Annotated in this window: 15 protein-coding genes; 8 read left to right on the top strand and 7 right to left on the bottom strand. The window is 72.2% G+C overall.

All coding sequences use genetic code 11. From position 1 onward, the window contains the following. Nucleotides 1–48: 48 nt before the first annotated feature. The 3 genes from ACFXOA_RS14495 to ACFXOA_RS14505 form a co-directional block, all read right to left on the bottom strand. Nucleotides 49–906, bottom strand: a complete 858-nt coding sequence (locus ACFXOA_RS14495) for a pectate lyase (RefSeq protein ID WP_385026894.1) — start codon at nucleotides 904–906, stop codon at nucleotides 49–51. 124 nt (nucleotides 907–1,030) lie between these two features. Then, a complete protein-coding gene (locus tag ACFXOA_RS14500; RefSeq protein ID WP_385026897.1) occupies nucleotides 1,031–1,741 on the bottom strand; it encodes a hypothetical protein in 711 nt (236 codons plus the stop codon). Further along, nucleotides 1,741–2,313, bottom strand: coding sequence for a SigE family RNA polymerase sigma factor (locus ACFXOA_RS14505; protein ID WP_385026900.1), 573 nt, complete (start codon nucleotides 2,311–2,313; stop codon nucleotides 1,741–1,743). Before ACFXOA_RS14505 ends, ACFXOA_RS14500 begins: the two co-directional genes overlap by 1 nt. Nucleotides 2,314–2,632: 319 nt before the next feature. Between ACFXOA_RS14505 and ACFXOA_RS14510 the strand changes: the two genes are divergently transcribed. Then, nucleotides 2,633–4,177 carry an NCS2 family permease gene (locus ACFXOA_RS14510; RefSeq protein ID WP_385026903.1) on the top strand — a complete coding sequence of 515 codons (1,545 nt, stop codon included), beginning with the start codon at nucleotides 2,633–2,635 and terminating at the stop codon, nucleotides 4,175–4,177. A gap of 59 nt (nucleotides 4,178–4,236) precedes the next feature. Here the strand turns inward: ACFXOA_RS14510 and ACFXOA_RS14515 are convergent, their stop codons facing one another. Beyond that, nucleotides 4,237–5,688, bottom strand: a complete 1,452-nt coding sequence (locus ACFXOA_RS14515; RefSeq protein ID WP_385026906.1) for a peptidoglycan D,D-transpeptidase FtsI family protein — start codon at nucleotides 5,686–5,688, stop codon at nucleotides 4,237–4,239. A 172-nt stretch (nucleotides 5,689–5,860) separates the two neighbouring features. Next, nucleotides 5,861–6,631 (bottom strand): IclR family transcriptional regulator, encoded by a 771-nt coding sequence (locus ACFXOA_RS14520; RefSeq protein WP_365522816.1) that lies wholly within the window; start codon nucleotides 6,629–6,631, stop codon nucleotides 5,861–5,863. Nucleotides 6,632–6,786: 155 nt separating this feature from the next. Here ACFXOA_RS14520 and ACFXOA_RS14525 point away from each other — a divergent pair, with 155 nt between their 5' ends. The 3 genes from ACFXOA_RS14525 to ACFXOA_RS14535 all read left to right on the top strand — a co-directional run bounded on the left by ACFXOA_RS14525 (nucleotide 6,787) and on the right by ACFXOA_RS14535 (nucleotide 9,207). Beyond that, a complete protein-coding gene (locus ACFXOA_RS14525) occupies nucleotides 6,787–8,307 on the top strand; it encodes an aldehyde dehydrogenase (NADP(+)) (protein WP_385026909.1) in 1,521 nt (506 codons plus the stop codon). Next, nucleotides 8,304–8,918, top strand: a complete 615-nt coding sequence (locus ACFXOA_RS14530; protein ID WP_385026912.1) for a DUF1349 domain-containing protein — start codon at nucleotides 8,304–8,306, stop codon at nucleotides 8,916–8,918. The genes ACFXOA_RS14525 and ACFXOA_RS14530 overlap by 4 nt, the downstream gene beginning before the upstream one ends. Nucleotides 8,919–9,009: 91 nt before the next feature. After that, on the top strand, nucleotides 9,010–9,207 hold the full coding sequence (locus tag ACFXOA_RS14535) for an ATP-binding protein (protein ID WP_385027144.1): 198 nt from the start codon (nucleotides 9,010–9,012) through the stop codon (nucleotides 9,205–9,207). Between the two features lie 114 nt (nucleotides 9,208–9,321). Here the strand turns inward: ACFXOA_RS14535 and ACFXOA_RS14540 are convergent, their stop codons facing one another. Continuing rightward, entirely contained in the window at nucleotides 9,322–9,969 is a 648-nt protein-coding gene (locus ACFXOA_RS14540; protein WP_385027147.1) for a TetR/AcrR family transcriptional regulator, read from the bottom strand. A gap of 172 nt (nucleotides 9,970–10,141) precedes the next feature. On the opposite strand from ACFXOA_RS14540, the gene ACFXOA_RS14545 reads away from it, so the two are divergent. The 4 genes from ACFXOA_RS14545 to ACFXOA_RS14560 all read left to right on the top strand — a co-directional run bounded on the left by ACFXOA_RS14545 (nucleotide 10,142) and on the right by ACFXOA_RS14560 (nucleotide 14,179). Continuing rightward, nucleotides 10,142–11,608 (top strand): MFS transporter, encoded by a 1,467-nt coding sequence (locus tag ACFXOA_RS14545; RefSeq protein WP_385026915.1) that lies wholly within the window; start codon nucleotides 10,142–10,144, stop codon nucleotides 11,606–11,608. Nucleotides 11,609–11,713: 105 nt separating this feature from the next. After that, nucleotides 11,714–12,454 (top strand): DsbA family oxidoreductase, encoded by a 741-nt coding sequence (locus ACFXOA_RS14550; RefSeq protein WP_385026918.1) that lies wholly within the window; start codon nucleotides 11,714–11,716, stop codon nucleotides 12,452–12,454. Nucleotides 12,455–12,524: 70 nt separating this feature from the next. Further along, on the top strand, nucleotides 12,525–13,586 hold the full coding sequence (locus tag ACFXOA_RS14555; protein WP_385026922.1) for an aminotransferase class V-fold PLP-dependent enzyme: 1,062 nt from the start codon (nucleotides 12,525–12,527) through the stop codon (nucleotides 13,584–13,586). 131 nt (nucleotides 13,587–13,717) lie between these two features. Next, entirely contained in the window at nucleotides 13,718–14,179 is a 462-nt protein-coding gene (locus ACFXOA_RS14560; RefSeq protein ID WP_385027150.1) for a GNAT family N-acetyltransferase, read from the top strand. Between the two features lie 117 nt (nucleotides 14,180–14,296). Here the strand turns inward: ACFXOA_RS14560 and ACFXOA_RS14565 are convergent, their stop codons facing one another. Then, nucleotides 14,297–15,331, bottom strand: a complete 1,035-nt coding sequence (locus ACFXOA_RS14565) for a LacI family DNA-binding transcriptional regulator (RefSeq protein WP_385026925.1) — start codon at nucleotides 15,329–15,331, stop codon at nucleotides 14,297–14,299. Nucleotides 15,332–15,360: the final 29 nt, after the last annotated feature.

The following is a 15,360-nucleotide window of genomic DNA, read 5'->3' on the forward strand; positions in this document are numbered from 1 at the left end:
CGCCGCGCCGGACCGGGCCCCTGGTCCATGGGTCACCCCCGGGAGTGCCTACTCGTAGCTGATGTCCGACTCCGAGTAGAGGCAGTACTTCCCGTCGGGGCCGCTGCCGATCTCCTCCGGCTCGTCACCGTCGTCGTTGCCCTCGTAGCGGACGCACGGCTTGATCTTCTTGCTGTCGTCGCCGTGGATCCGGATCGAGCTCAGCGTGGCGGTGTCGCCGTAGTTGCTGTTGATGCCGACCAGCGACTTGCCCGGGGCCGTGACGTCGACGTCCTTCACGACGATGTCGCGCTTGTACATCGTCGAGCAGTTGCCGCAGGAGCGGACGAGCTTGCCGAAGTCCTCGACCTGGAAGCCCGAGATGGTCAGCTTGCCCGTCCCGTTGAACTGGAAGACCTTGTCCTCCGCGCCCTTGGCGCCACCGCCGTTCACCGTGTAGACGGAGCTCGACGACTTGCCCTTGAAGGTCGCGGCGTCCTCACCGACGTCCGTCCACCACACGTTCTCCAGCGTGCAGCTCCCCGCGCAGTGCACGCCGTCGGCGGCGGGGGAGCCCAGGACGACGTTCTTCAGCGTCGCCCCGTCGGCCAGCTCGAAGAGGGCGTCCTGGCCCTCCTCCTGGCCGTCGCCGCCGAGGTCTCCTTCGCCGTAGAACTCCTTGAGGTCGCCGTCGTAGGTGCCGGAGACCTCGATCGACTCCGAGACCGCCTGCCGGCCCGTGGGGGAGGGCCATTCGGCGGCGGTGGCAGCCGCGGCGGTCGTCGCGTCGACGGTCGCCGCGCCGGCGGGCTGGAGCATCACGTTCGTCGCCAGGGCGGCGCCGGTGAGGCTCAGCGCCGCGGTGAGCGCCGCGGCCATCCGGCGCTTGCCGGTGGGGCGGCGGTGCGTGTGCGCGCGTTCACTCATGTTGGCTGATCCCGTTCCTAGAAGGTGGGGGGAATGTCTTGCACTCCTGTGTCGCCACCGTCACCGAAAGGGTTGCCGGGTTTCGGAATTGTTTCTTCCAGGGCCACGGATCATGACGGGCCGTTCAGCGCGCGCCGCTGAAACCGCCCTTCACGGAGGCCGGCCCGTCCGCCTCCCGCGCCCGCGCCGTGTACTCGTCCCGCCCCGGGTCACGGGCCCCCTCCGCGTGGTTGTACTGCCCCGCGAAGGTGTGCGTGCCGGCCGGCACGCTGCGGCCCGGCTCGAGCGTCCACCGGTAGACGAGGAAGCCGCCCTCCTCGCGTACCGAGACCGAGAAGTCCGCCTCGGGCAGGGAACGCCAGGAGCCGGTGGTGTTCACCCCGCCGGTCTGCGCGATCCGCAGCTCCACGGTGAGCTCCGACAGCGGGCGGGTCGTCCTGACCATCACCTCGCTCTGCGCCCAGTAGGCGTTGCTGTTCGGGTTCACCGAGCTCGCCGACGACAGCGGGCCGTCCTCCGCCGGTCCGGAATCCCTGCCAGGGGACGAGGAGGCGGGGCCGGGTGCGGCGGGGGCGGGTGACACCTTGCGCCCCGCCGCCCGTTCGCCGTGGCCTCCCGCCGACGTGACCGCGAAGGCCCCCGCCGTCAGCACCCCGCACACCGCGACCGTCGCGCCCGCGACCCGCAGCCAGGGCATCGGGGACCGTGGCGCGCGCGGCACCCGGGCCGGCGGCTCCTGCGCCATGCCCCGCTCGATCCTGGCCAGCATCCGCGCCCGGTCGGGGCGGTGCGAAGCGGCGGCCGTACGAAGCCGCTCCCGCAGATCCTCGTCCATCAAGCTCTTCCTCCGGTGCGCTGCGCGGCTGCCGCCACCTGTACCTGTGCCGCCGGTGTCTCGGGCCCGAGCAACCGCTGGAGTTCCGCCACACCGCGCGAGGTCTGGCTCTTCACCGTACCGACCGACACCCCGAGGACGAGAGCCGTGTCCCGTTCGGAGAGGTCGAAGGCGTGGCGCAGCACCACGCAGGCCCGCTTGCGGAACGGCAGCCGCCGCAGGGCCCCTTGGACGTCCACCACGGCCGACACGTCGGGCCCGTCCGCCTCGTAGCCCTCGCCGGACCCGCGCGGGGTCCAGAACAGCGCGATCCTGCGGCGCTCGCGGACCGCGCTGCGGATGCGCGTACGGGCCAGGTTGGCGACGACACCCCTCGCGTACGCCGCCGGGTGGTCGGCGCCCCGGACGCGGTCCCAGCGGTGCCAGAGCGCCATGAGCGCGTCCGCGGCGAGGTCGTCCGCCGCGTCGGCCTCGCCCGTCAGCAGATGAGCCAGCCTGGCGAGTTCGGCGTAGTGCGCCTCGAAGAACGCCTGGAACTCGGCGGCAGCGGCATCGTCCACGACTGTGCCCACGGGTACCTCTCCTCTGCACGGGATCCTGCGCGCTCGGACGGGTTGTGTACGTTCCCAGTTCCGCCTGCGGGGCGAGAGCGTACCAACGCGTGGTCCGGAAGCGCTTCGACGCATGTGCGCCTCCCAGTAAGGCGTAACGCGGCGAAAAGCTGAACCCCCTGCGCCGGACGGAACGGGACGCAGGCGCCCCGGATGCGCGAGGAGCCCTCCTCGCGGGTGCGTGACCACGCGAGACGTAACACGGGGAAAACCTGAAAACCCCGTGACCGGTGAACAATCCGGCTGACCGACGCGTGAACCGTACACAAGGAGGAGTGCCATGACGGACAGACCGGATTCCGCACCACCCGAGGCCGGGGCCGACGAGCCCGTGGGCCGGCCACCCGCGAAGTCCCCGGCGGCCACGGTCCCCGGGCCCTCGGCGTCCCCAGAGGCCGCCCCCCGCCCGGCCGGCTCACGCCTGGCCGGCGTCGACCGGTACTTCTCCATCAGCGCCCGGGGCTCGGACTTCGGCCGTGAGATACGGGGCGGCTTCGCCACCTTCTTCACCATGGCCTACATCCTGGTGCTGAACCCGATCATCCTCGGTTCCGCGGAGGACAAGTTCGGCAACCAGCTCTCGGGGCCCCAACTCGTCACCGCCACGGCCCTGGTGGCCGCGGTGATGACCGTCGTCATGGGGGTCGGCGGCAATCTGCCGCTCGCGCTCGCCGCGGGTCTGGGACTCAACGCGGTCGCCGCCTTCCAGCTCGCCCCCCTGATGAGCTGGCCCGACGCCATGGGACTCATCGTCATCGAGGGCCTGCTGATCTGCGTCCTGGTGGTCACCGGGCTCCGCGAGGCGATCATGCACGCCATCCCGCCGTCCCTGAAGCAGGCCATCAGCGTCGGCATCGGGCTCTTCATCGCCTTCATCGGCTTCGTGGACGCCGGCTTCGTCTCCCGCATCCCCGGCGAGACGGGTTCCGTCCCCGTACAGCTCGGCGCCACGGGCCAGCTGTCCGGCTGGCCCGTCCTGGTCTTCTGCCTCGGGGTCCTGCTCACGATCGCCCTGCTCGCCCGCAAGGCGAAGGGCGCGATCCTCATCAGCATCGTCGTGATGACCGCCGTGGCGGTGATCATCGACGAGATCGCCGACATCGCACCCACCGCCTGGGGCCTGACCGTGCCCGCGGTCCCCGACGACCTGGTGGCCGCCCCGGACTTCGGTCTGATCGGGTCCTTCAGCCTCTTCGGAGCGTTCCAGCACGTCGGTGTGATCACCATCGTGCTGCTGGTCTTCACCCTGCTGCTCAGCGATTTCTTCGACACCATGGGCACCGTCGTCGGCGTCTCCCACGAGGCGGGGCTCCTCGACGAGGACGGCAAGGTCCCGAACCTGGGCCGGGTGCTGCTCATCGACGGTGCGGCGGCCGTGGCCGGCGGCGCCGCCTCCGCCTCCTCCGCCACCAGCTACGTCGAGTCCGCCGCCGGCGTCGGCGAGGGCGCCCGTACCGGCTTCGCCTCCCTCGTCACCGGCGCCCTCTTCGCCGTGGCACTCTTCCTCACCCCGCTGGCCACGATCGTGCCCGCCCAGGCCGCCGCCCCCGCCCTCGTCGCGGTCGGCTTCATGCTGATGTCCCAGGTGCGGCACATCGACTGGGAGAGGTACGAGGTCGCCATCCCGGCGTTCCTCACGATCGCCGTGATGCCGTTCACGTACTCGATCACCAACGGCATCGGCGCCGGATTCCTCGCCTACGTCGTGATCAAGGCCGTCCTCGGCAAGGCCAGGGAGGTGCACTGGCTGCTGTGGGGCACCGCGGCCCTGTTCGCGGTGTACTTCGCGATCGACCCGGTCGAGCAGCTCCTCGGGGTGCGGTAGACCCGGTGCGTGTCCGCCGCCGAGGGGCTGCTCCGGCCCCTCGGCGGCCGTGCGGGCCGTCAGTCCTCCAGGGCCGCCTTCATCATCTTCTGCGCGATCGGGGCGGCCAGGCCGTTGCCGCTGACCTCGGACCGGGCCGCCCCGGAGTCCTCGACCACCACGGCGACCGCGACCTGCTTCCCCGAGGAGCCGTCCTTCGCGTACGAGGTGAACCAGGCGTACGGGGTGTTGCTGTTGTCCACGCCGTTCTGCGCGGTCCCCGTCTTGCCGCCGACCTCCGCGCCGTCGATCTTCGCGTTGCTGCCGGTCCCCTTGTCCACGACGGTGACCATGGCGCTGCGGAGCTGCTGCGCCGTCGACTCCTTCACGACCCGCTCGGTGTCGCCGTCCGGGTACTCCTGGAGGGTGGACCCGTCGGAGTCCGTCACCTTGGAGACCATGTGCGGCGAGGCCAGCTCCCCGCCGTTGCTGAGGGCCGCGGAGACCATGGCCATCTGCATCGGGGTGGCGGTCACCTCGAACTGCCCGATGCCGGTCAGCGCGGTCTGCGCGTCGTCCATGCCCCGCGGGTAGACGCTCTGCGACGCCCGCACCGGCACGTCCAGCTTCTCCGTGTCGAAGCCGAAGGCGTCCGCCATGGCCTTGAGCTTGTCCTGGCCGAGATCGGCCGCGAGCTTGGCGAAGACGTTGTTGCAGGAGTACTGGAGCGCGGTGCGCAGTGTGGCGTTCTCGCAGGGCGCCGAGGCGTTCTCGTTCCTCAGGACCGTGCTGGTGTGCGGCAGGGTGTACGGATCCGGGCTCTTCGTGGGCTCGTCGACGGAGTCGTAGAGGCCGTTCTCCAGGGCGGCCGACGCCACCACCAGCTTGAAGGTCGATCCGGGCGGCAGCGGCTGCCGCAGCGCCCGGTTGACCAGCGGCTTGTCCGGATCGTCCAGCAGCTTCTGCCAGGCGTCCCCGTCCCCGGTCCCGCTGATGGCGGAGGGGTCGTACGAGGGTGAGGAGACCATCCCGAGGATCCGCCCGGTCTCCGGATCCATCGCGACGGCCGCGCCCCGGTCGTCCCCGAGCGCCTCGGAGGCGGCCTTCTGGACAGCGGGGTCGATGGTCGTCAGCACGTCCCCCGGGGCGGTCTGCTTCCCGGTGATCAGGTCGGCCGGGTTCTTCAGCCGGTCGTCGGTGCCGTCGAGGACGTCGCCGTAGATGCCTTCGAGCTGTGTGGCGCCGTAGGCCTGCGAGCTGTACCCGGTGACCGGGGCGTACAGACCGCCCTGGGTGTAGGTGCGCTTGTAACGGAGGTCGTCCCCTCCGGTCTCCTTCGAACCGGTGACCGGGGACCCGGCCACGATGATGTCACCGAGCGGCTGCGCGTAGCGCGCGATCGTGTTCCGCCGGTTGTGTTCGTCTTCTGCGAGCGCCCGGCCGTCGTACGCCTGCACCCAGGTCACCCGCACCAGCAGGGCGAGGACCATCAGCAGGCAGAAGACCGAGGCGCGCCTGATCGTCTTGTTCATCCCGCTGGTGGGACGAACGGGGACACCCGGGGCGTTCCCGTCCGTGTTCCTTCTCACCGGATTCTCAGCCGGCGTTCCTCACGGCCGGGGCGCGTCACGGCGGAGCATCACGGCCGGCACTCCTCACGGCCGGCACTCCTCACGGCCGCCCGCACTCCGGCTGCCGGAGGGCTCAGAGCCTGCGGGTCGCGAGGGTGAGGCGGTCCCGGGCGTCGAAGAGCGCGTCCTTGACCATCTGCTCGTGCGCGGGCGTGAGCCGGGCCACCGGGACCGAGCAGCTGATCGCGTCCCTCGCCGGGGTGCGGTAGGGGACCGCCACGCCGAAGCAGCGCAGCCCCAGGGTGTTCTCCTCGCGGTCCACGGCGTATCCCTGCTCACGGATCACGTGCAGCTCCTCGATGAGCTTCTCGCGGTCGGTGAGGGTGTGCTCGGTCAGTGCGGGCAGGGTCTCCGGCAGCATCTTGCGGACCTGCTCGTCGCTGTGCGTCGCCAGCAGCGCCTTGCCGAGCGAGGTCGAGTGGGCGGGCAGCCGCCGGCCGACGCGGGTGAAGGGGCGCAGGTAGTGCTGGGACTGCCGGGTGGCCAGGTACACCACGTTCGTCCCGTCCAGCCTGGCCAGGTGGATGGTCTCGGTGGTGTCGTCCGAGAGGCGGTCCAGGGTCGGCCGGGCGGCGGCCACGACCTCGTCGCCGTCGATGTACGAGGTCCCCACGAGCAGGGCCCTCACCCCGATCCCGTACCGGGTGCCCGTGGCGTCCGTCTCGACCCAGCCGAGCTCGACCAGGGTGCGCAGCAGCATGTAGAGGCTGGACTTCGGGTAGCCGACGGCCTCCTGCACGGCGGCCAGCGAGTGCATGCCGGGGCGCCCCGCGAAGTATTCGAGGAGCTCCACCGTCCGTACCGCGGACTTGACCTGCGCCCCACCGGGCTCGCCAACCGACATCCCTCATGCCCCTTCCAGCGTTGTCGCACGACCCTGTGACTTCTTGCCAACACGGAGCGCCCGGAAATAGAGTTCCCGTGTATTCACGTTCAGGAACGCTGTTCAGAATACCGAACAACTCGTCCTGTGTGGCAGCGGAACCGGAAGGAAACACGGTGGCAGCAGCACCAGTCTGGAGCGTCGACCCCCGTACGGGGAACCCGCGTGAGCAGGTTGCGGTGGAGGCTACAGCGGAGGAGGTCGACCGTGCGGTCCGGGCGGCGCACGCCGTGCGCGGGGCTCTGGCCGACCGCGCCGTGCGCGCCGCCTTCCTGCGTTCCGCCGCCGACCTCCTCGCCGAGGCCCAGGACCAGGTCGTCGAGGCGGCCGACGCGGAGACCGCGCTCGGCCCCACCCGGCTGACCGGTGAACTCGCCCGCACGGCGGCGCAGTTCCGCGCGTTCGCGGAGGTCGTCGACGAGGGCGCCTACCTCGACATCCACATCGACCACGAGGACGGCAGCAGGACCCCGCCCTGGCCGGACCTGCGCCGCTACAAGATCCCCCTCGGCGTCGTCGCCGTCTACGCCGCGAGCAACTTCCCGCTCGCCTTCTCGGTCCCCGGCGGCGACACCGCCAGCGCACTGGCCGCGGGCTGCCCGGTCGTCGTCAAGGCGCACCCCGACCACCCCGCGACCTCGGAGATCTGCGCCTCGATCCTGCGCAGGGCCGCGGCGCTGAACGGTCTGCCCGAGGACGTCCTGACCGTGGTCCACGGCTTCGACGCGGGCGTCGAGCTGGTGAAGCACCCGCTGGTGTCCGCAGCCGGGTTCACCGGCTCGATCCGCGGTGGCCGCGCCCTCTTCGACGCCGCGGCCGCCCGCCCCGCGCCCATCCCCTTCCACGGCGAGCTGGGCTCGCTCAACCCGGTGGTCGTCACCGAGGCCGCCGCCGCCGAACGCGGTGAGCAGATCGGCGCCGGACTCGGCGGGTCGATGACCATGGGCACCGGGCAGTTCTGCACCAAGCCCGGCTTCGTGTTCGCCCCGTCGGGCGAGGCCGGCGACCAGCTGCTGAAGTCGCTGACCGAGACGGTCAGCGGCACCGGCGCCGGAGTCATGCTCGACCACCGGATGCGGGACGCCTTCATCCACGGAGTGGGCGAGCGGGCGGCCCTCCCGGACGTCGAGACCCCCGTCACCCCGGGCGCCGGCGGCGAACACACCGTCTCCCCGGGCTTCTTCACCGTCCCGGCCCAGCGCCTCGCCCAGGAGGGACCGCACGACGCGCTCCTCGAGGAGTGCTTCGGCCCGGTCACCGTCGTCGCCCGCTACGACTCCCCGGAAGAGATCACCGCCGTGCTCTCCCGCCTGCCGGGCAACCTCACGGCCACCCTGCAGATCGCCACCGACGAGGCCGACGGCGGCGCCGCCGGAATCCTGGCCGAGCTCACCCCGGTGGCCGGCCGCGTCCTGGTCAACGGGTGGCCGACCGGTGTCGCCGTCGCGCCCGCCCAGCACCACGGCGGCCCCTACCCGGCCACCACCTCCACCTCGACCTCGGTCGGCGCCACGGCGATCGAGCGCTGGCTGCGCCCGGTCAGCTACCAGTCGACCCCCGAGGCGCTCCTCCCGCCCGAGCTGCGGGAGGACAACCCGCAGAACCTGCCCCGCCGCGTCGACGGGCGCCGGGCGTGACGGCGGTACGCGTCCCCGAGCTGCCCTTCCCGCTGGACCCGGCCGGGCCCGAGGGGGAGTGGACGTACGCGGACGGGGTGCTCACCGGCTCGGCCGGGGCGAAGCAGGACCGTTTCGTCCCGCCCGGCGGTGACTCCCTCGAGCCAGCCTCCGACGCGCCGCGCCTGCTGGGTACGGCACCCGAGGGCGACTTCCAGCTGATCGCCCGGGTCAAGGTCGGATTCGCCGCCGCCTTCGACGCGGGGGTCCTCTACCTCCACGTCGGCGAACGCGACTGGGCGAAGCTCTGCCTGGAGCTCTCCCCGGACCGTCCCACGGTGTGCACGGTGGTCACCCGGGGCCACTCCGACGACGTCAACTCCGCCGTCATCGACGGTGACAGCCACTGGATGCGCATCAGCCGGGTGGGAAGCTCCTTCGCCTTCCACGCCTCGGCGGACGGCGAGCGCTGGACCTTCGTCCGGGTGTTCACCCTCGGCACCGAGGAGCAGCGGGCGGCGGCCCGCGTCGGCTTCCTCGTCCAGTCACCCACGGGCGACGGCTGCACCGCGGCCTTCGACCACATCGAGTACCGCACGGCCGGCCCGGGCGACCTGCGGGCGGGCGGCTGAGGACCGTACGCGCATCTGCCCCGGGGCCCGGATCCATCACAGGATCCGGGCCCCGGGGCGCTGTGGGGCGCCGGCCTCCACCACCGACGCGCTGCACCCCTTCGAGCGCTTCCGCCGGGGTGCGCCCGTCCGCAGACCCCCCTGTGGCGGTGCCTCCGCCGGCGGCCCGGGGCTCGGCCTCGCCGTCGCCTCGACGATCGCCGAGACCCATCAGGGGCGGCTCGAACTCGACACCGGCCCCGGCGAAGGATGTGTCTTCCGCCTGCTCCTCCCGGACCGAACCGGCTGAACTCCGGGTCCCGGTACACCCGCGCACCCCGGCGCCGTGCCGCCCGGAGCCCCCGGTGCCGTGGAAGAAGGGATCAGGCGCGGACCCCGGCGGTGGTGCCGTCGGATCCCGGCGTCACGTCCCGGCCTGCTGACGGAGGCCCGCCAGGGTCAGCTCCAGGGCGGAGCGGAACTGCTCCACGTCGTCGTGGCCGGCGAACTCCTCCACGATCTCCCGCACGAACGGAAACTCCCCGGGGTCGAGCTCCCGCCATTCCTGAGCCACGTCGCCGAGGTACTTGTCGCGGTCCACGGAGCCGTCGATCATCCCCTCGGTCAGTTCCAGGCCGAGGTCGGCGGCCGAGCCCACGACGACCCCGATGACCGCGGAGACGGCGTGGAACCGCTGGAGTGCGGTGAGGTCCAGGCGGAGGGTCTGCCGGCCGAGCCGCTCGTACACGCCGAGGGTGTTGTCCTGGATGCCGGGGTTGCGCATGAAGTACGAGCTCAGCCAGGGGCGTCGCATGATCGCGGTGAAGAGCGTGAGGGCCATGGCGCGGAGGTCGTCGATCGGGTCGTCGCTCGGGGGGAGCTTCTCGAAGTCGGCCAGGACGGGGCCGATGGCGTGGTCGGCCGCACGGTCGAGCAGCTCGTCCTTGTTGGCGACGTACCAGTAGATGCTGGCGACGCCGCCCCCCAGGCGCTGGGCGAGCGCCCGGAAGGTCAGGGCCGGGGCTCCTGCCTCGTCGAGCAGCGCCACCGCCTCTTCGAGCACCGACTCCATCGAGTGCGAAGCCCGTCGGCGCCCCCCGGTGGCGCGGTTCCGCTGGGGTTTCACGGCCTCATCCCTTCGCTCCTTGCATCGTATCGAACGTTGTTCTACCGTAGCGCACCGAACGGTGTTCGATGTTCGTACATCGTTTGATACTCGTACGACGTTCGATCGGAGGCCCGTCATGACCACCGCACCGCCGCACGCCCTCGCGCGCACCTATCCGTCCCTGCGGGCGGCCTGGATTCCCCTGGCCGCCCTCTGTCTCGCCTTCTTCGTCGAGATGGTCGACAACACACTCCTGTCCATCGCCCTGCCCACGATCGGCCGCGACCTCGGCAGCGGGACGACCGCCCTGCAGTGGGTGACCGGCGCCTACTCGCTCACCTTCGGCGGACTGCTGCTCACGGCCGGATCCATGGCCGACCGGTTCGGCCGGCGCCGTGTCCTGCTCATCGGACTCGCCGTGTTCGGGGCGCTCAGCCTGTGCGTCGTCCTCGTCACCACGGCCGGACAGCTCATCGCCCTGAGAGCCGCCCTCGGCATAGCCGCCGCGGCGATGGCCCCGATCACGAACTCGCTGGTCTTCCGACTGTTCGACGACAAGGCCCTGCGGATGCGCGCCATGACGGTGATGATCGTCGTCGGCATGTCCGGGTTCGTCCTCGGACCTCTCCTCGGCGGCACGGCCCTGGCGCACGTCCGCTGGGAGTGGCTGCTCGTCGTGAACGCCCCCATCGCCGTGATCGCGTGCCTCGGCGTCCGGCTCGGCGTACCGGCGGACCGGCGCGAAGACCTCACGGGGGACGCCCTCGACATCCCCGGTGCCGTCTTCAGCGTCGCCGCCATCGGGCTCGCCTGCTACTCGCTGACCAGCGGTGTCGAGCACGGATGGCTCTCCGCCGCCACCCTCGTGTCGGCCGCCGGAGCCGTCGCGGCGGCGGTCGCGTTCGTCCGGCACGAGCGCCGCAGCAAGGCCCCGATGCTCGACCTGCGGCTCTTCTCCGTCGGCACGGTCCGAGGCGCGGCAGTCGCGCAGATCGGTACGTCCATTGCGATGGCCGGCGTGATGTTCGGGCTGATCCTGCACTTCCAGTACGCCTACGGATGGAGCCCCGTGCGGGCCGGGCTGGCCAACCTGCCGATCATCGTCACGATGCTGGCCGCCACGCCCCTGTCCGAGTGGCTCGCGCGCCGCTTCGGCCACCGCGTCGCCTGCCTGGTGGGCGCCGCATGCCTGGCCGGAGCGCTCGCCGGCCTCTCCTGGGCCGTCGGCCACGGGTACGCCGCCATCGCCGGCTGCATGGTCCTGATGACCGTGGGGCTGCGGACCGTCATGACGATCTGCGCGGTCGCACTCGTCGACGCGATGCCGGAGAACCGCACCTCCATGGGCGCCGCCCTCAACGACACCGCCCAGGAGGTCGGCACCAGCGCCGGTACGGCCGTCGTCGGCACCCTGATCGCCGCCCTGGTCACCACCCAGCTCCCCGCCGGGACCTGGAGCAGCGGCCTCGTCGAATCCTTCTTCCACGGCGAGCGCGTGGCCTACGCGCTCCTCGCCGTCGTCGTCGGTCTGATCGCGGCGGGCGGAGCGCTGAGCCTCACCGACTCACGCACGGTCGACGAGCACGCGGGCGAGGAGGACTGACAAGCCCTGCGGCCTGTGGGAATCACCCGGGCGGGTCCCGCGTTGAACGGGCGGCGGAGACCCCCTCCGCCGCAGGTCGCAGCAGAGGTGGAGAGCAGAAGAGTCATGCGCGTCGAGATATGGAGCGACATCGCCTGCCCGTGGTGCTACGTCGGGAAGGCCCGCTTCGAGAAAGGGCTCGCCGGGTTCGAGCACCGGGACGAGGTCGAGGTGGTCCACCGCTCCTTCGAGCTGGACCCGGGCCGCGCCAAGGGCGACACCGAGCTGGTGATCGACATGCTCGCGCAGAAGTACGGGCGCACCCCGGAGGAGGCCCGGGGCATGGAGGCCAACGTCGCGGCCAACGCCCAGGCCGAGGGGCTCGGCTACCGCACCGAGGGGCGTGACCACGGCAGCACCTTCGACATCCACCGCCTGCTCCACCTCGCCAAGGCGCGGGGACGCCAGGACCAGTTGCTGACCCTCGCCTACCGGGCGAACTTCGCCGAGGAGCGCTCCGTGTTCGACGACGAGGTGCTCGTCGGCCTCGCGGTCGAGGCGGGGCTGGACGCCGACGAGGCGCGCACCGTGCTGGCCGACCCGCAGGCGTACGCCGACGACGTGCGGGCGGACGAGCGCGAGGCCGCCGAACTGGGCGCCAACGCGGTTCCGTTCTTCGTGTTCGACCGGCGCTACGGCATCTCCGGCGGGCAGCCCGCCGAGGTCTTCGTCCAGGCACTGGAACAGGCGTGGAAGGACCGCCAGGTCACGGCGCTCACCCAGGTCGGGGAGGACGGAGCGGCCTGCGACGCCGACGGGGCCTGCGAAGTGCCCGGGACGACGAACGCTTCCGACCAGCGCGTATAAGGATGCCTTGGGCGCGCCGCTCGACCATTACTGATTGACGGGGAGTTGAGCGGCCGTCAGGCTTGCCCGCATGGAGAACTCCGCGATCGACCGGGCCCGGGCCACCGAATTCGCCTCCGAGACCACCTACCTCAACACCTCGACCTGCGGGCTGCTGCCCCGCGGGGCGGCCGACGCCGTCAAGGCGCTGGCCGACGACAACGCGAACGGGCGCAGGCAGGGCGCGGGGAGCTGGGAGGCGGTGGGAGCCGCCAGGGACACGTTCGCACGTCTCGTCGGTGTCGCCCCCGGCCGGGTCGCCGTGGGCGGATCGGTCGCCTCCCACGTCGGGATGATCGCGGCCTCCCTCCCGCCGGGCTCCGAAGTGCTGGCGCCGGAGAACGAGTTCAGCTCCGTCGTCACCCCCTTCGCCGCCCGGGGCGACCTGAAGACGCGGTACGTGCCGCTCGACGAGCTGGCCGGGGCGATCCGCCCCGGCACCGCGCTCGTCGCCCTCTCCGCGGTCCAGTCCTCCGACGGGCGGGTCGCGGACCTCGACGCGGTCCGGGAGGCCGCCGCCGCGCACGGTACCCGCACGCTGGCCGACGCCAGCCAGTCCGCCGGCTGGCTCCCGCTGGACGCGGGGGCGTACGACTTCACGGTCACCGGAGCCTTCAAGTTCCTGATGTGCCCCAGGGGCACGTCCTTCCTGACCGTGACCGAGGAGGCGCAGGAGACCCTGCCCCTCCTGGCCCCGGGGATGGCGGCCGCCGAGGACCCCTGGGGCAACGTCTACGGGCCGGTCGAACGCCTTGCCGCGGATGCCAGGCGCTTCGACGAGCCCGTCTCCTTCCTCGCCTACCACGGTGCCGAGCAGGCGCTGGACCTGCTGGCGGGGATCGGGATCGATGCCGTGCACGACCACGCCACCGGGCTCGCCCGCCGGTTCAGGGAGGGCCTGGCCTCGATCGGCCACGAGGCGGTGCCCGGCGCCTCCGCGATCGTCGCCGTACCCGGGCTCGGCGGACGGGAACCCGACCTGGCGGCCGCGGGGGTGATGGTCTCCGCCCGTGCCGGAAACCTGCGGGCCGCCTTCCACCTGTACAACACCGAGGCGGACGTCGACCGGGCCCTGGAGGTGCTGTCCGGCTGATCTCACCCCACGCCCCGGACGGACCGCGGCGGCCGTGGGAGACTGCCCGGGTGAACGACGCGAACACTCCCGCCGCCCACGGCATACGGATCAGGCCGGGAGGGCCGGCCGACGCGCCGGCCATCCTGGAGATGCTGGACGCCGCGGTGGCCTGGATGAACGCCCGGGGCAACACCGAGCAGTGGGGCACCGTCCCCTACTCCAGGATCCCCGGCGGCGCCGAACGGGTCGAGGGCTACACCACCCGGAACTGGCCCTGGATCGCCGAGCTGGAAGGCGTCCCCGCCGGGGCGCTGGTGCTGGACAGCGGTCCGAGCCCGAAGATGCCGATCCCGGCCGCGGAGGAACCCGAGCGGTACGTCCGGCTGCTGGTGTCCGACCGGCGCCACGCCGGGCTGGGCATCGGGGCGGCGCTCCTGGCGCACGCGGTGGAGGAGACCAGGCGGGCCCGGATCGATCTGCTGCGGGTCGACTGCTGGGCCGGCGGGGGCGGTGAACTGGTCGCCTACTACGAGCGCAACGGGTTCACCGCCACCGACCGCTTCCTCTCCGGTACCTGGCCCGGCCAGGTGCTCGCCCGCCGGACCGGATGAGCCCGGCCCGGCGGGTCGTGCCACGGCCGGCCCCGCCCGGCCGCTCACGCCGGGGCCGGACGAGCCCCGCCCCGCGGGCTCCCGCCGGGGCCGCACGGGCACAGCACCGGCCGGCGCTCACGCCGAGTCGCGGCGGACCAGCTCCGTGGGGAGGATGACCGCGGACGGGTCCTCGCCGCCGATCTGCGCGAGCAGCACCCGTACCATCTCGGCGCTGATCCGGTCCCACGGCTGGCGGACCGTCGTCAGCTCGGGGCGTGCCGCGAGGGCTGCCGGCGAATCGTCGAACCCGCCGATGGCGATGTCCTGCGGCACCCGCCGGCCCGCCCGCTCCAGGGTGCTCAGCACCCCCTGAGCCATGAGGTCGGAGGCGACGAACACCGCGTCCACGTCGGGCGCCCGCTCCAGCAGCAGCGTGGCCGCCGCCTCACCGCCGGCCCGGCTGTAGTCGCCCGGCACGATCAGGGACTCGTCCACGGGCAGTCCGCACTCGGCCAGGGTCTCGCGGTACCCGGCCAGCCGGTCCACGCCTCCCGGGGTGTCCAGCGGCCCCGTGACCGTGGCGATCCTGCGGCGCCCCGACTCGTGCAGGTAGCGCACCATGTCCCGGGCGCCGCCCCGGTCGTCCGCCGCCACATAGCTGACCCGCGACCGCTGCCCGAGCGGCTTCCCGCACGCCACCAGCGGCACACCGGCCTCGTGCAGCTGGGCGGCCACCGGGTCCCCGGAGTGGCTGGACACCAGCAGCACCCCGTCCACGTGGCCGGCGATGTACCGCATGTTGCGGCGGCGCTCCGCCTCCGTGCCCGCGATCATCAGCAGCAGCGGGATGTCGTGCGCGGCGAGCGCGCTGGTGCAGCCCCGCAGCAGCACGTTGAAGTTCGGGTCCTCGAAGAAGCGCTCCTGAGGCTCCGTCAGGAGGAAGGCCACCGAGTCGGAACGGCCGGTGATCAGGGACCTGGCGTGCCGGTTCACGGTGTACCCGGTCCGCCGGATGGCGGACTGAACCGCGTCGAGCGCCGCCGGGCTGACGTTGTGGCCGCCGTTGAGCACCCGGGAGACGGTGCCCCGGGAGACTCCGGCCTCCCGGGCCACGTCGTGGATCGTCGGCGGCCTGCGGCGGCCCGCGCCGTTGGGTTCTGTGCGGCTCATGGTGCTTGATCTTTCATGAAGGTGTGCCC

The organism is Streptomyces sp. NPDC059166, from assembly GCF_042755185.1.
GTDB lineage: Bacteria > Actinomycetota > Actinomycetes > Streptomycetales > Streptomycetaceae > Streptomyces.

What these genes read in the sequence shown, in the direction of transcription:
- ACFXOA_RS14555 (WP_385026922.1), top strand. Translation starts at nt 12,525, where the DNA reads ATGGAGAACTCCGCGATCGACCGGGCCCGGGCCACCGAATTCGCCTCC.
- ACFXOA_RS14550 (WP_385026918.1), top strand. Translation starts at nt 11,714, where the DNA reads ATGCGCGTCGAGATATGGAGCGACATCGCCTGCCCGTGGTGCTACGTC.
- ACFXOA_RS14515 (WP_385026906.1), bottom strand. Translation starts at nt 5,688, where the DNA reads ATGAACAAGACGATCAGGCGCGCCTCGGTCTTCTGCCTGCTGATGGTC.
- ACFXOA_RS14540 (WP_385027147.1), bottom strand. Translation starts at nt 9,969, where the DNA reads ATGGAGTCGGTGCTCGAAGAGGCGGTGGCGCTGCTCGACGAGGCAGGA.
- ACFXOA_RS14495 (WP_385026894.1), bottom strand. Translation starts at nt 906, where the DNA reads ATGAGTGAACGCGCGCACACGCACCGCCGCCCCACCGGCAAGCGCCGG.
- ACFXOA_RS14500 (WP_385026897.1), bottom strand. Translation starts at nt 1,741, where the DNA reads ATGGACGAGGATCTGCGGGAGCGGCTTCGTACGGCCGCCGCTTCGCAC.
- ACFXOA_RS14520 (WP_365522816.1), bottom strand. Translation starts at nt 6,631, where the DNA reads ATGTCGGTTGGCGAGCCCGGTGGGGCGCAGGTCAAGTCCGCGGTACGG.
- ACFXOA_RS14545 (WP_385026915.1), top strand. Translation starts at nt 10,142, where the DNA reads ATGACCACCGCACCGCCGCACGCCCTCGCGCGCACCTATCCGTCCCTG.
- ACFXOA_RS14510 (WP_385026903.1), top strand. Translation starts at nt 2,633, where the DNA reads ATGACGGACAGACCGGATTCCGCACCACCCGAGGCCGGGGCCGACGAG.
- ACFXOA_RS14560 (WP_385027150.1), top strand. Translation starts at nt 13,718, where the DNA reads ATGCTGGACGCCGCGGTGGCCTGGATGAACGCCCGGGGCAACACCGAG.
- ACFXOA_RS14565 (WP_385026925.1), bottom strand. Translation starts at nt 15,331, where the DNA reads ATGAGCCGCACAGAACCCAACGGCGCGGGCCGCCGCAGGCCGCCGACG.